Genomic DNA, 14,599 nt, shown 5'->3' with positions numbered 1-14,599 from the left:
GACGCTCCTGCAAGTGGTGACCCAGGTGCGCTGGAGTCGCCTGGCGGCCGCCGAGGGCGAATGCCAAAGGGAGGTTCAATCCGCCTGACGGTGGCGCAGCTAAATATCACGATTTTTCGCGCAGCCTATACTCTGGCTGACCATCTTCACATTGCCTTCACGCTGATTTGATGTTGTTAGCGAACATCGATCAAGATCTTTCTCCGAGTCAAGGTTCGACCTCCGTCAATAAAGGAGTTTCTAATGTCTGCAAACACGACGATTGATGTTCCCGACGACCCGGCGGATGGCGCAAGACGCAGATGGATTAAGGCTGGCATTAGCGTGGCTACGCTCGTTGCAGGCACGCAGTTCACCGGGGGCGATATACAGGCGGCGGCGTTGTCCGAATCGCAGCGCAATGCGCTGACGCCAGATCAAATCGTCGAAATGATGAAAGCCGGCAACGAACGGTTTCGCTCCGGCAAGATGAAAAAGCAGGACTTTCTCGCGCAGAAGAGGGCGAGCGCTAGCGGCCAGTACCCTGCAGCAATCGTCCTTAGTTGTATCGACTCTCGCGCGCCAGCCGAGATCATTCTGGATATGGGGATCGGCGACACCTTCAATGCAAGAATCGCGGGAAACATCGCAAACCAGGACATACTCGGGAGTATGGAATTTGCGTGCGCCGTTGCGGGTGCAAAAGTGATTCTGGTGATGGGCCATACAGCATGCGGGGCGATAAAGGGTGCGATCGACAACGTTCAATTGGGAAATTTGACGGGTTTGCTTCAGAAGATCCAGCCGGCGATCACTGCAACGCAATATTCTGGAGAGCGAACCAGCAAAAATGATGAATTTGTCGATGCTGTCGCGCGATCGAATGTTCAGGGCGCGATAGCTGCCATCCGCAGTGGAAGTCAGATTCTGTCCGATCTGGAAAACAAAGGGAACGTGAAGATGGTGGGCTCGATGTATGACATTCGAAACGGCAAGCTAACGTTCCTGTGAGAATTCGAAGCCAATTCGGAAGCGATTCGCGGCTATTGTGAGGTGCGTGTATTTTTTGATTCCCCGATATCAATAACGAAAGAGAACGACAATGTTGCGCACCTCACTAAAGGTAATAAAGATAGGTGCATGGGTTGCAGTCCTGCTGGTGATACTCGCATTCGGTCTGCGAGGCTGGTATTCGCAGCGCAGCCCGGATCTCGCTGTCTGGCACACCTACGTGCCGCGCGAAATGACTGTTGAGGAAATGGATGCGGGGGACTGGAACGCCTACATGGATGCGGAAGCGCGCATCTTCGAGGCGGTTCGCGTCAACGTCGTCGAGCAATTGAAGCCGTCCGAGCGCATCCCGACGAACCGGTACTACGAAGGGGCGCCGATCTATCCGGGACACTTCGCGCAAGACTGGAACCGTTCATACATTCTCGAACCGCAGGGGCCGCCCGTGGGCGCCGTGGTGCTGTTGCATGGCATGACGGATTCGCCGTTCAGTTTGCGTCACATCGCGCGCCACTATCGCGATCGCGGCTTCGTCGCCATCGGCATCCGCTTGCCGGGGCACGGTACGGTGCCAGCCGGATTGGCAAACGTGCACTGGCAGGACTGGGCTGCGGCCACCCGGCTCGCAATACGGGAGGCGCGCCGGCGTGTGGGCCCGGACAAGCCGCTGGAACTGGTGGGTTTCTCCAACGGCGGGGCGCTGGCACTGCAATATGCGCTCGACGCGATCGAGAATCCCGCGTTGACGCGCCCGAGCCGAATCGTGCTGATTTCCCCGATGATAGGCGTGACGCGTTACGCGCGCTTTGCCGGCCTCGCCGGATTGCCTGCGATATTGCCGGTGTTCGCGCGTGCCGCATGGCTTGGTGTCGTACCGGAATTCAATCCGTTCAAATACAACTCGTTCCCGGTGAATGGTGCGCGTCAATCGTACCTGCTGACCACCGCGATTCAGGAGCAAATGGTGAGGCTCGAGCGTGAGAACCGACTCGACACGCTGCCGCCGATCCTGACGTTCCAGTCTGTGACCGACTTCACGGTCAGCACGCCGGCGATTATGTCGTCGCTCTATGACAAGCTTCCCGAGAACGGCAGTGAAGTGGTCTTATTCGACGTGAACCGCAGCGTGCGTTTCAGGACTTTCCTGCGGGTCGCTTCCTATACGGCTATTTCGCGGCTGCTGCGTACCGGTCCGCAGAACTATCGCACGACGGTGATTGGCAACGCCTCGCCGGACTCGGCGCATACCGTCGAGCGCAGCACTTACGCGGGTGAAGTGCAGACGAAAACCAAACCACTGGATATCGATTATCCCCAGGAAATTTTCTCGTTATCGCACGTCGCGATTCCGTTCCCGATCACGGACACGCTGTACGGCATTGCTCCGGACGATTCGGAAAACTTCAATGAGCACCTCGGCACGCTTGCGCCGCGAGGCGAGCGCGGCACCCTGATTCTGACGCTCGATTCGATGTTCCGTATCGCGTCGAATCCGTTCTTTCCTTATTTGCTGCAACGTATCGATGAACGCATGGGCGAAATGCCGCCGCCGGTCGTCAAGTCTCCGCCGCGCGCCCACGAAACCGCTGCTGGGCAGCCTGACGATTTCTCCGATGATCTGAATGCACTCGACCAGGTCGGGGCGGATGAGCCTTAGACCAGCGTACTTCGTGGGCTACCGGATGCGCCAGACCGCGTGACGCAAGCGGATCGCCTCATTCGGGGCCAGCTCTCGCCACCAATGCGGCTCACTACGACCGTAACCATCGCAGGCCAATCGGCACAGCGAGCACCTTCCTGTACAGCGCGATCAACGCGCGAGTCACTGCCATGCCCGCGAGTCGCCAGAACGGGCTGCCAACCACGCAGGCCAGCCAGGCGACGATCGCCGCGCCGATCATGTCGAATGGCCAGTGCACACCGACAAATATGCGAGCCCAGGCAACGGCGACATCGACGATCAAGGCAAGCAAGCCGACTCCCCGCTTCCCGCCGTACAGAAAGGTGAACGAGACTGCGGAAAGCAACGTCACATGATCGCTAGGAAACGAAGAATCGGGAGCATGGGCGAGAAACGTATGGCCCGTTGCGCTAACGAAAGGGCGGGGGTGATACCACGCCAAACCGATCAGCTGGTTGATGCCGAGGGCCAGCAAGCCGGCAAAACAGGCGCGCACGGCCAACGCGCGCCGCTCGTCTGCGCCTGTCAGCCATAGTGCCACCAGCATGGCCGGGACCAACAGGATCGCATAGTCCGCAATCAGTGTGCCCGAAGCGATGAGCCAATGCGGCGTTGCGGGTGTGGCATTCAGTGCGAGAAAAATGGTTCTGTTCAATGTTTCGACTGCATCCATAAGGGCCCTCTGTTTTCACGCCCGTTCTTGCGTCACCGCTGGAAAGCGGTTCCGGTCGGCAGAAGCGATTCTATGCACGGGCCCCTTAACGAAACCTTAACAGGATGCCGGATCGGCATTGACGAGACCACATACTGCGCGATCGCTCCAGCAGACAGACACGACGGAGGTCCGCCGTCTGGCCGCCGTGGACGGCATGACATGGCCAGTTTTGTCAGTATGTCGGCCAGTTTGATCAGTCTGCCGGACGCCTGTTGACGCTAGGATTGCCACGGCGTGCCTTGGGTACTTGCTGAACAGGTCGGGACCAGGGGTGGAAACAGGCTGCGCCAGCGCTTCACAGGCGGCAAACAGATAATTGAGGAATCCATATGAGCAGGGAAGTCGTGGTGGTGGGCGGTGTGCGGACCGCGATCGGCAAATTCGGCGGCAGCCTGAAAGATGTGCCGCCAACCGAACTCGGTGCAATCGTCGTGCGCGAACTGCTCGCGCGAAGCCACGTCGAGGCAAAGGACGTGGGGCATGTGGTGTTCGGCAATGTGATCGCCACCGAGCCGCGGGACTTTTACCTGTCTCGCGTCGCTGCAATCAACGCCGGCATTCCCGAATCGACGCCCGCGTTCAACGTCAACCGCCTGTGCGGTTCGGGCTTGCAGGCGATCGTTTCCGCCGCGCAGACCATTCTGCTCGGCGATGCTGATGTGGCGATCGGCGCTGGCGCGGAGAACATGAGCCGGGCGCCGTATATCACGACCGAGGCGCGCTTCGGCGCACGTATGGGCGACGCGCGCCTCATCGACATGATGCTGGGCGCGCTCAATGATCCTTTTCACACCGTGCCGATGGGCGTGACGGCCGAAAATGTCGCGGGCCGTTACGGCATCACGCGCGAGCGCCAGGACAATCTCGCGCTCGAATCGCATCGCCGCGCGGCGCGAGCGATCGCCGAGGGCCGGTTTGCCAGCCAGATCGTGCCGGTCAAGCGCACGGTGAAAGGGCGCGAGACCGTCTTCGACACAGACGAACATTTGCGCCACGATGCAACGATCGACGACTTCTCGAAGCTCAAGCCCGTATTCGCGAAAGAGAACGGTACGGTCACAGCGGGCAACGCTTCCGGCATCAACGACGCAGGCGCAGCCGTCCTGCTGATGTCGCGCGAAGCGGCCGAAGCGCGCGGCCTCGCGCCGATGGCAAAACTCGTAGCATACGCGCACGCGGGCGTCGATCCCCTCTACATGGGCATTGGCCCGGTGCCGGCTACGCGTCTTGCGTTGCAGCGCGCGGGACTGTCCGTCGCGGACCTCGATGTGATCGAGTCGAACGAGGCTTTTGCCGCACAGGCATGCGCGGTCACGCAGGAACTGGGCCTGGACCCTGAAAAGGTGAATCCGAATGGTTCGGGTATTTCGCTCGGCCATCCCATTGGCGCGACTGGGGCACTGATCGCCGTGAAGGCGCTGCACGAACTCAAGCGCATCGGTGGCCGTTACGCGCTCGTCACGATGTGCATTGGCGGAGGGCAGGGGATCGCCGCCATTTTCAAAAACGTCCAGTGACTTGAGCGCGCCTTCGGGCGCACGATATAAAGCCACGCAGATCGAAACATTGGGAATCGTGGGCGCCGGGACGATGGGTTCCGGCATCGCGCAGGTCGCCGCGCTCGCTGGCCTGCGCGTGATCGTGATAGACGTCACCGAAGCAGCGCTCGACAGCGGTTTCACCGCGCTGAAAGGAAGCCTTGATCGACTCATAGCGAAAGGCAAGCTGGACGCGGCGGCCAGCGATGCCGCGCTCGCGCGCATCGAGACGTCCACGGACTATCAGCGGCTCGGTGCTGCGGGGCTGATTATCGAAGCCGCCACTGAAAGCCTCAAGAGGCGGTCCGCGAACTGACGTTGCGGCTCGGCAAGTCGCCGATCAGCGGCGCGCCCAGGCTTCAAACCCGTTTCGGCCACCGCCTGGATCATCTTCAGACGGTCGAGTTCGCGCATGTTCAGTGTCACCAGTGCACCAGGATACATGGACCAGCTCCTAATAGTCCAAGAATTCCGCCGCACCCCCGAACACGACATTAGGACGTAGCCCCCACACGCAAAACATCGATAATTTGCATTATGTAAAATTATATTCGGACCACGTCTGGCTCACCGTTCGCTAACATAAATACAAATAGCGCAGCTTTCCGCTCACGAATCGATAATTTCCGCTATCCGGTCGAGCGCGATTGCACATCGACCTCAACGGACCGTTCGTCCTGATACATACGGAAAGACCATGAGCACATTGGACCTCAACCAGCCAGTGTCGAACGCGCCAATGTATTCGGAAACGGCGTGGAATGCCCAGGAGATGTCGCTGGTGACGGATGCGGCCAGGCGTGTTCTGCAGCTGCACGAGCCGTTTCCGGCGATCGTCATGGACCGGTACTGGAACGTGCTGATGACCAACCGTGCCGCGCCGGACTTCTTCAACTGCTTCGTCGATATGGCGGAACGCGCGGGGCCGCGCAACATCCTGCACCTGATCTTCGATCCCCGAGGCTTGCGGCCCCATATGGCCAACTGGGAGGCGGTGGCACGCAGCCTTATCCAGTGCGTGCAGCGCGAATCGGTTGGTCACGTCGTCGATCTCCAGACGCAACAGCTCCTCGACGCGCTGCTGTCCTACCCCGGCGTGCGCCCTGAATGGCGATCGCAAGGGATGGCCGGCTCTGCTTCCACGCTGCCGATGGTGCCGATGGGCTTCATCAACAACGGCGCCGTACTCAACTACTTCTCGTTGATCACAACGGTCGGAACACCGCTGACGGTCGCTGCACAGGAACTGCGGATCGAATGCATGTTTCCTGCCGACGACGAAACCGAAGCGCGGCACATCGCCCTGCTCGACGCGGCCTGCGAATGATTTGGCTTGCTAATTACCTGCCATGTAATTGGCGAGCCTCGTATCTCTGACTAATCTGTGCTTGTCGCCTGATCCAACGTAGCGACACCTCCAACTCTCAAGGAAATATCGTGGCTCACTTCCCCATCTATACGCTTGAATCCGCACCCGAACAATCGAAGCCCGCGCTGAACGGACTTGCTCAGGCCTTTGGCATGGTGCCCAATATCGCTGGCGCAATTGCCAGCTCGCCGAAGCTCATCAATGGCCTCGTCGGCCTGTTTCAGCAGGCGCATGGCGGCAACTTCAGCGAAGCGCATGTCCAGGTCCTGCTGCTCACCAATGCGGTGACCAATGGCGCCACCTGGCCGGTCGCATTCCACTCGTACCTCGGGCTCAAGGAAGGCCTGAGCGAGGCCGACGTGCAGGCGATCCGCGAGCGCCGCCTCCCGCAGGACCCCAAGCTTGCGGCGCTGTCGCGCCTGGCACGCACGCTGATCGAAAACCGCGGCCACGTCGACGATCACGACATCGCTGCGTTCACCGAGGCTGGCTTCGATCAGGCACTCGTGCTCGACGTCATCCTCGTAATCGCCGCCTCGACGATCACGAACTACACCGCAAGCGTCACCCAGCCGCCCCTCGAAGAACTCTTCCAGCCCTACGCGTGGAAGGCCTGAAGTGAGTTTGAGCGGCGGGAGCACCACCAAAACCCGCTGCCGCAGAATGCCTCGTTCAAGCCCTTTCCCGCCGGGAAAGGGTCTTTGATATTCCGTACTCCGAATCAAGCACGGGTTGCCAAGGATTTCGCCATGCAACACACGCGCGGTTTCAGTCGCGGTCTCTTTCGCGATCCTGCAGCGGCGACCGTTGAATAACAGGAACCAGTCATGAACGGCGTGAGTCCAGTGAATGCACTTTCGTTGCCCTACAAATCCCTCTTTTCGTGCAATCGCGATGGAGGGCTGGACCGCACCCGGCTGGACGAAAGTGCCAACGATTTCTTCGGAACTGAGGACCTGCTATCGCAGGATTACGAAGATGCGGTGCATATCGGAGTGCTGGCTGCCTGACCAACAACTGTAGTTCACGCTGCGCCACAACCGTTCGACGAAGACGTTGTCGCGTCAACTCTTTGACGTGGCCTCCGGCGCGCCGCATAACTGGGAGCGTACGTTCTCGCCGCTGATGGCGGTCGCCGAGTTGCTCTGTACTCGCGCGCCCGCGCTTCATCGACGATTCCCGATTACCCGTGAGGTAATTGAATCGCGCTCATGCGATCGCTACGATTGATCTACATCCTCGGGAAAGAGGAAAAAGAACGGTGCAGTAGCTAGACAGGACGATTGGTCGATCATGAAAAAGCGAAATCAGATATGCGAAACATTGCAGCGCATCAGCGACAAGGCCGCCTTCGGTATCAAGTGGAAAGGCATTGCGCGGGCTGTCCGGCCGCGGTCTATACATTGGAGATTTCAAGTGGATGAACTTCATAATAAGGCGCCCTTTCATCCCCTGATAGCAGGAGCCGCGATCTATCTCACCGAGGTCATGGCGAGTGTCGACTCGAGTATCGGTGGCGCATTGATCGTGGTGACCGGCGGGCTCGCGTTTCAGATCTATCGTAAGCTCACGCGATGCAATTGCCGCGCCGAGTAACGCGTCGTGCGGAGCATGCGAGTGAAACTACTGCAACAGAGGCGTGGAAATCGAGTTCGGCCCCGCCACTCCTCCCATCTCTCGGGGGTTTTTCCGAGGACACCATGGGCCGCAACAAGCGAAAAATCGCTCCGGCGTTGTTACCTGGGCCGGAAGCTTGGATCGCCAGACGTCTGCTGATTGAGCGACTCCGCTGCCGCGGCAACCGCCACAGCCTGTGATGTTGCTTGATGTGCTGCCTCGTGGCGGCTTCGCACCACGGCTAAGCTGCCGGACGAGTTCCCGCCCAGGCCCGCTGCAGGAGAGATCTGAGGGGCTTTTCCTCTATCGGTCGCGGATTCCAGTAAGGGTTTGACAACGCAACCTCGCAGGCGTAATCAAGATCGGTTTCCTCCAACCCGATATCACGAAGGCCTGGCGGCACTCCGAGTTCCTGGTTAAGGTCATACAGTCCGTCTGGCGCGGAGTCTACGTTCAGCGCCCTGGCAATTCGACCCATCTCCTCGTCCGCGACAGTGCTGTTGTACGCGAGAGCATGAGGCAAAACTATCGCATGTGTCTCAGCATGAGGAAGGTTGAATGTTCCCCCCAAGGTGTGACAAAGCTTGTGATGAAGGGCCATGCCAACGCTCTCCAGCACCATTCCACACAGCCACGCCCCATAGAGACAGTCACCGCGCGCCGCTAGATCCTTGCTGTTCTTCCTCACTGCACGAAGGCCATCTGCGAGCGAACGAATGTCCTCCTCCGCCATCAACGACATGACGGGATTTCCGTCCTGTGAGTACATTCCCTCTGCGGCATGCGCGATCGCGTTCAGGCCGCTGACAATCGAGAGTTGAACGGGGAGCCCAATAGTCAACTGCGGGTCGAACAACACAGCCTTCGGCAACACCCTGACGTCGCGCCCGGTTCTCTTCAGACCGTTCTCGGTGATACCGTATATGGGGTGTCATCTCCGACCCCGCGTAGGTCGTCGGAATCGCGATGATCGGCAATGACGATTCCAGCGCGATCGCCTTACCGAGGCCAATGGTCGAGCCGCCTCCAATAGCGACCGCGCAGTCCGCTTCCACGAACTTCGCGTGTTCACGCGCGCGGCGGGCGTTCTCGATGGGAACGTGCATTTGAGCACCGTCGAAGACTCCCGCGCTCGACGGACCGAGAAGAGATGAAACCACCTCTGCCTGCGCTTTCTGCTCCGGAGTACAAATAATCAGCGCGCGGCGGGCGCCCCGAGTCTCGACTCCCTGCTGAATCAGCTTCATGCATCCAGCACCGAATACGACTCTCGACGCCTGCGTTGTCTAGATGAAGTCATACATGAGATGTTCTTCTCCTGTCGTCGGGCCGCGAGCCCGTTCAAATTGCAACGGCTAGATACAGGCCATCAATGGCGGCCAGTCCTTACAGGTAATACCTTGGTGACTTCCTGAGCGCATCAGGCATCGGAGGTGTCATATCCATTCGAATTGGTAAGCGTCTGCGTTTCGCTGACAATGAGTCAGCCCCGTATCAGCAAAGAATCACGGTGCTGTTTTAGGATTTCTACAAACCAACATATGTCAGCGTCGGCCGTGCGAAAGCGGGACCTGACGGCCGAATCAAGGGCCGCTCCGTGGTGCATTTCGACTGGTCACCGCCTGGCAGTTAAGGCGAGTGTATATTCGCTGTCCGCTACGAGACAGAGCCAAAAGGGGAATGTTATTCCCGAAAAACGGGAAACTCCCAGACGCGAGGCCGCCCTTGGGACGACCTCGTCTTCGGCCATGGAACTGATGCGCACGAACAGCACGCTAGTGGAGGCGGACTCGGCGACGTTTTCTCGTTGCTTCCTTTTCTGTACCACGATGGGTGACGCAGCTGCCGACGAAAAGCTGCGAGTCCCGCCTCCGGGCAATCTGGGCGCACGACTTTGGGTCGCTTCAGAAAACGGAAAAAATCGTACGCTAAGCAAACCCACTGTCGCTATTTGATGCCATCGGCGAACTTTCGCATCAGTCGGGCGAGGGTCTCCACATCGTCCTCGTCCCATGTGGCGAAGATGGCCTGCGCGATCCTTTTCCTCGCCTCGTCGATGCGATCCGTCATGGCTTTACCTTGCTCGGTAACTACAGCCTCGCGAACACGGCGGTCGATCGTGCTTTCTTGGCGCTGGATCAAGCCCAGGCTTTCCAGCTTGGCAACCTGCCGGCTGACGGTGGTGTAGTCGCGCCCGACGCGGTCGGCCAACTCGACGACGCCGATGGGGCCCAGGCGTTCCACCAAAACCAACAACGGAAACAGCGCGCGGTCGAGTGAGATGCCTGCCTCCCGGATCATCGCTTCGTCGCGCTGGGGACGATTCATGACGCCCACGATCTCCAGCAGCGCTTCGTGCAGCTCACGCAGCGGCGCCTTTTTATGTGTATTTTGCACTCTTCTTGACATGGCGATTCCTTGTTCTTAATATGTGTGCATATTACACATATTTCGGTGGCAGTGAGCTGTCCGTGTGCGGGCTTGGTTACTGCCATCATGGAAAGGCGTATCGATGAACAATGACATTGATGTTCTCATCGTCGGCGCTGGTCCGACCGGCTCCGCACTGGCTGTCGATCTGGCGCGGCGCGGCGTACGCATCCGCATCATCGACCGCAATGCGCAGGGCTTTCCCGGCTCCCGGGCCAAGGGCATCCAGCCGCGGTCTCTCGAGCTTCTGGAAGATCTTGGCGCCTTGGACGAGGTGCTGGCGTCGGGAAGCACCTATCCGCGGCTTGGCATTCACCTCGGGCCATTCACGATCCCAAAACGAATGTTCAAGCTCGCGCCGACGACCGACGACATCCCCTATCCGAACACCTGGCTCATCCCCCAGTACAGCACCGACGCGCTGATCCAGAAAAGACTGGCGCCTTTGGGGTGTGCGGTCGAATACAACACCCAACTGACCGGGCTGACCCAGGATGCACAGGGAGTCTCTGCACAGATCGAAGGCCCCGCGGGCGTGGAGTCGATCAGGACACGTTACGTTGTCGGCGCTGATGGTGGGGCGAGCAAGGTGAGGCAGAGCCTCGGCATTGACTTCATCGGCAAAACCGACGAAACGGACCGCATGATCATCATCGACTGCCGGATCGAGGGGCTTAACCGCAAATATTGGCATGTGTGGCCATGGCTGGGCGGACGCTTCGCGGGCGCCTGTCCGCTGCCGGGCAGTGATCTGTTCCAGGTCATGATTCGCTTGCAACCCGGTGAAGAGCCGCAGATGGACGATGCTGCACTGGACGCCCGGTTTCGCCAGCAGACCGGATCGAAAAAACTTCGACTGTCAGCCATCCAATGGAAGACGGTGTTCCGTCCCAACATCCGCCTCGCCGAAAACTACCGGTTGGGACGCGTGTTTCTCGCGGGCGACGCCGCCCATGTGCACACGCCGATGGGCGCGCAGGGTCTGAATACGGGTATTCAAGACGCCTACAACCTGGGCTGGAAGCTGGGGCAGGTCCTGGCGGGCGCGCCGGATGCGCTGCTCGACAGCTATGAAGACGAACGCCGGCCGATTGCCGCGCGCGTGCTCGGTTTGTCGACCGCGACATACGAGGCGCTGGGCAAGCTGGATTCGACCAGCATCAAGCGGGGAGAGGACGAGCAGCAGTTGTCCCTCACCTATCGCGCGGGTCCACTTGGCTCAACTGCAGCCGGCGCAACGGCCAAACTGCGTGCCGGCGACAGGGCTCCAGACGCCCGGCTGCGCGACGCGCAAGGCAATCCCATCGACTTATTTGAGCTGACGCGCGGGCCGCATTTCACCCTGGTGGCCTATGGAGCATCGGCGGCCAAGGCGCTGGCTGCGGTGGCTTGGCCAGTCCGAGGCGCGGCGCTGAAGCGGGTGGCCATCGACGGCCTTGCAGACGCCGATGTGTGCGTCTCTGACGTCAATGGCTCGTTCAAAACCCACTACGACATTGCGAAGGACACGCTGATCTTGATCCGGCCGGACGGCTACATCGGCCAGATCGCAGTGACGGGCAATACCGCCGAGATCGAACGCATCGCTGCGCTCGTCGCGCCGCCGCACGCGAGCCGTCATGCTGCGGCCGCACATTCAACGACGGGGCCCGTCTCTAGGGGAAACCCCTCTTTCGCCGCCCTGGAATAACGATATACATATTCATTATTTGGAAAACACATTCTTACAGCGTAAGAATGTGTTTTCTGCATTCTTACGCGACCCGACACCAAACGGAAGATGGAACTACGCCAGCTCGAAGCTTTCGCCGCAGTGATCACGACCGGTAGCGTCACCGCCGCTGGCCGCTTGCTGGGGCGGTCGCAGCCAGCGATCACGCGGCTGATCCAGGAGCTCGAAACCGAGGTCGGTTATTCGCTGTTCACACGCAACGGCCCGCGCGTCACGCCGACCGAGCAAGGCATCCTGCTCTACGAGGACGTTGAGCACGTGCTGACGGGCATGCAACAGATACGTAAGCGCGCAGGCGAAATTGGCCGCGGCGAAAGCCGCCCGCTGCGCATTGCGGCGACATCCGCCCTCGCCGCTGGCCTCGTGCCCGTCGCGCTCGCGCGCACCCATCTCGCTGTCGACGCGCAGACGATCCAGCTGCGCAGCATGCCGCCCGAACAGGTCGTGCACGATGTCCTCACTGGCGCGGCCGACATTGGCGTGGCGAGCCTGCCGCTTGAACATCGCGGCGTGGTCGTGCACTGGATCGGGCAATCCGCCTGCGTTGCGGCGCTGCGCGACGACGATCCGCTAGCACGCTCTGCCCGGCTGCCGCTCTCGGCCTGCGAGGGGCGGCGCATCGTCACGATGCAGAACCCGTATCGCCTGCGCCGCCGGCTCGATCATGCGTTCGCGCAGGCGGATGTCGCGCCAGCGGGACTGATCGAGACGAATTCGTCGATGAACGCGCTGACCGCGGTTCGCGCCGGTCTCGGCATCTCGGTGCTCGAACCGGTCACGGCCTACGGCATGCCGCTTGCCGGTGTCGCGATCCGCCCGATCGATGCCGACATTCCGTATTTCTTCGGCGTGATCTCGCGCGATGCAATCGCGCTGCCCCCCGTGGCCGTGACGCTGATCGACGCGCTCGCCGACGCAGCCCGCGCCGTGCTGCCCGATTTCGCGCTGCGCGCGAGCGCCGAGCACGCCCAAGTCCTGCAGTCGCTGTATGGCGATCTGCCCGCCACCAAGGAATCTTTGCCGTAATGAATCCGACCACCCCATCGTCCGCAGGTCTCGCCGCGCTCGAAGCCCGCCTGCGCGAGGATCTCGCGTGGCTCGAACTGCCCGCGAAGCGCTGGATACCCGAACGCACCCTCGACGGCCGCCCCGTCATCAATGTGGCGATCGTGGGCGGCGGCATGGCCGGGCTTGCGCTGGCCGCCGCGCTCGGCCATCTCGGCATCGACGCCGTTATCTACGATCAGTCGCCGCGCGGTTTCGAAGGCCCTTGGGCCACCACGGCGCGCATGCAAACATTACGTTCTCCGAAGCAGCTGACCGGCCCCGCGCTCGGGCTGCCCTCGCTCACGTTCCGCGCGTGGTTCGAGGCGCAGTTCGGCGTAGAGGCGTGGGACGCGCTCGACAAGATCCCGCGCCTGCAATGGATGGACTATCTGCGCTGGTATCGCGATGTACTCGACATCGATGTGCGCAACGAACACCGGGTCACCGCTATCGCGCCATGCGCGCACGGCAGCGTCGCGCTGTCTGTGACGAGCGCCGCCGGCAGCGAGACCATCCATGCGCGCCACGTCGTCCTCGCGACGGGCCGCGACGGCCTGGGCGGCCCTTCCGTGCCGCTATTCGTGCGCGATCTGCCGCGCCGCTTCTACGCCCACTCGTCCGATGTCATGGACTATGGCACGCTGCGCGGCAAGCGCGTCGGCGTCATCGGCGCGGGGGCATCGGCGATGGATAGTGCGGCCACCGCGCTGGAAGCGGGTGCGGCCTCGGTTGATCTGCTAATTCGCCGCGCAGACATCCCGCGCATCAACAAAGGCAAGGGCGCAGGCAATCCGGGCCTCACGCATGGCCACGTTGCGCTGTCCGATGAGTGGAAGTGGCGCATCCGCCACTACATCAACGTGCAGCAGGTGCCGCCGCCACGCGGCAGTACGCTGCGCGTGTCCGGCCACGCCAACGCCCGATTCAACCTCGGTGCGCCAATCACCGGTATCGAACAAGTGGACGACGAGCTGCATGTAAGCACGCCGAAAGGTGACTTCGCACTGGACTTCCTGGTGTTCGCAACCGGCTTCCGCATTGATCTGGCGAGCCGCCCCGAATTCGCGCCGTTTGCCCGCCACGTTCGTGCGTGGAAAGACCGCTACGCGTCGCCTGCCGGCGACGAGGACATTGAGCTTGCCGATTCGCCCGACCTCGGACCGGTGTTCGAGTTCCAGGAAAAGACACCCGGCGCGTGTCCCGGACTCGAACGCATCCACTGTTTTTGCGCGCCCGCGACGCTCTCGCACGGCGCGCTGTCGGGCGATATTCCGGCTGTTAGCGAAGGCGCGAAGCGGCTCGCACAAGGGCTTGCCGCGACGTTCTATCGCGAGGATGTCGAATTGCACTACGCAAATATGGCAGCCTTCGCCGAGCCGGAAATCGAAGGAGACGAATGGACGCCCGCGCCACCGCCTGCGGCACTCGCCGAGCGCGAAGCGAAATGAGCGCGTGAATCTGCAGAATTCCGGAGTTGACC

At 60.9% G+C, this 14,599-nt stretch carries 11 protein-coding genes and 3 pseudogenes; 11 read left to right on the top strand and 3 right to left on the bottom strand.

Annotation, left to right across the window (positions count from 1 at the left end; all coding sequences use genetic code 11):
* Positions 1 to 243: 243 nt before the first annotated feature.
* Together M3I54_RS12205 and M3I54_RS12200 are read left to right on the top strand one after the other, a co-directional pair.
* Complete coding sequence (locus M3I54_RS12205; RefSeq protein ID WP_254336119.1) at positions 244 to 990, top strand: carbonic anhydrase family protein; 747 nt, start codon at positions 244 to 246, stop codon at positions 988 to 990.
* 91 nt (positions 991 to 1,081) lie between these two features.
* Positions 1,082 to 2,647 (top strand): carboxylesterase, encoded by a 1,566-nt coding sequence (locus M3I54_RS12200; protein WP_254336117.1) that lies wholly within the window; start codon positions 1,082 to 1,084, stop codon positions 2,645 to 2,647.
* A 94-nt stretch (positions 2,648 to 2,741) separates the two neighbouring features.
* On the opposite strand, the gene M3I54_RS12195 is transcribed toward M3I54_RS12200, so the two are convergent.
* Positions 2,742 to 3,344 carry a phosphatase PAP2 family protein gene (locus M3I54_RS12195; RefSeq protein ID WP_254336115.1) on the bottom strand — a complete coding sequence of 201 codons (603 nt, stop codon included), beginning with the start codon at positions 3,342 to 3,344 and terminating at the stop codon, positions 2,742 to 2,744.
* A gap of 371 nt (positions 3,345 to 3,715) precedes the next feature.
* On the opposite strand from M3I54_RS12195, the gene bktB reads away from it, so the two are divergent.
* The 6 genes and pseudogenes from bktB (at position 3,716) to M3I54_RS12165 (ending at position 7,889) form a co-directional block, all read left to right on the top strand.
* On the top strand, positions 3,716 to 4,903 hold the full coding sequence (gene bktB / locus M3I54_RS12190) for a beta-ketothiolase BktB (RefSeq protein ID WP_254336113.1): 1,188 nt from the start codon (positions 3,716 to 3,718) through the stop codon (positions 4,901 to 4,903).
* A 40-nt stretch (positions 4,904 to 4,943) separates the two neighbouring features.
* A pseudogene (locus M3I54_RS12185) lies at positions 4,944 to 5,228 on the top strand (3-hydroxyacyl-CoA dehydrogenase NAD-binding domain-containing protein); the annotation flags it as partial.
* Positions 5,229 to 5,657: 429 nt separating this feature from the next.
* Positions 5,658 to 6,251 (top strand): annotated as a pseudogene (locus tag M3I54_RS12180) (transcriptional regulator); the annotation flags it as partial.
* A 110-nt stretch (positions 6,252 to 6,361) separates the two neighbouring features.
* Complete coding sequence (locus M3I54_RS12175) at positions 6,362 to 6,910, top strand: carboxymuconolactone decarboxylase family protein (RefSeq protein WP_254336112.1); 549 nt, start codon at positions 6,362 to 6,364, stop codon at positions 6,908 to 6,910.
* A gap of 210 nt (positions 6,911 to 7,120) precedes the next feature.
* Positions 7,121 to 7,303, top strand: coding sequence for a hypothetical protein (locus tag M3I54_RS12170; protein WP_254336111.1), 183 nt, complete (start codon positions 7,121 to 7,123; stop codon positions 7,301 to 7,303).
* A 406-nt stretch (positions 7,304 to 7,709) separates the two neighbouring features.
* Complete coding sequence (locus M3I54_RS12165) at positions 7,710 to 7,889, top strand: hypothetical protein (RefSeq protein WP_254336110.1); 180 nt, start codon at positions 7,710 to 7,712, stop codon at positions 7,887 to 7,889.
* Positions 7,890 to 8,151: 262 nt separating this feature from the next.
* Here M3I54_RS12165 and M3I54_RS12160 read toward each other — a convergent pair.
* Both M3I54_RS12160 and M3I54_RS12155 read right to left on the bottom strand, forming a co-directional pair.
* Positions 8,152 to 9,157 (bottom strand): annotated as a pseudogene (locus M3I54_RS12160) (maleylacetate reductase).
* A gap of 700 nt (positions 9,158 to 9,857) precedes the next feature.
* Positions 9,858 to 10,319: a MarR family winged helix-turn-helix transcriptional regulator gene (locus M3I54_RS12155; protein WP_254336109.1), complete on the bottom strand. Its 462-nt coding sequence runs from the start codon at positions 10,317 to 10,319 to the stop codon at positions 9,858 to 9,860.
* A gap of 103 nt (positions 10,320 to 10,422) precedes the next feature.
* Here M3I54_RS12155 and M3I54_RS12150 point away from each other — a divergent pair, with 103 nt between their 5' ends.
* From M3I54_RS12150 to M3I54_RS12140, 3 genes are all read left to right on the top strand, one after another.
* Positions 10,423 to 12,030, top strand: a complete 1,608-nt coding sequence (locus M3I54_RS12150) for an FAD-dependent oxidoreductase (protein ID WP_254336108.1) — start codon at positions 10,423 to 10,425, stop codon at positions 12,028 to 12,030.
* Between the two features lie 90 nt (positions 12,031 to 12,120).
* The gene (locus M3I54_RS12145; RefSeq protein WP_254336107.1) at positions 12,121 to 13,098 is read left to right on the top strand and encodes a LysR family transcriptional regulator; all 978 of its coding nucleotides are present in this window, start codon (positions 12,121 to 12,123) and stop codon (positions 13,096 to 13,098) included.
* Complete coding sequence (locus tag M3I54_RS12140; protein ID WP_254336105.1) at positions 13,098 to 14,567, top strand: NAD(P)/FAD-dependent oxidoreductase; 1,470 nt, start codon at positions 13,098 to 13,100, stop codon at positions 14,565 to 14,567. Before M3I54_RS12145 ends, M3I54_RS12140 begins: the two co-directional genes overlap by 1 nt.
* Positions 14,568 to 14,599: the final 32 nt, after the last annotated feature.

Source organism: Paraburkholderia sp. CNPSo 3274 (assembly GCF_024206475.1).
GTDB lineage: Bacteria > Pseudomonadota > Gammaproteobacteria > Burkholderiales > Burkholderiaceae > Paraburkholderia.
This window is presented reverse-complemented; position numbering and strand designations above follow the sequence as displayed.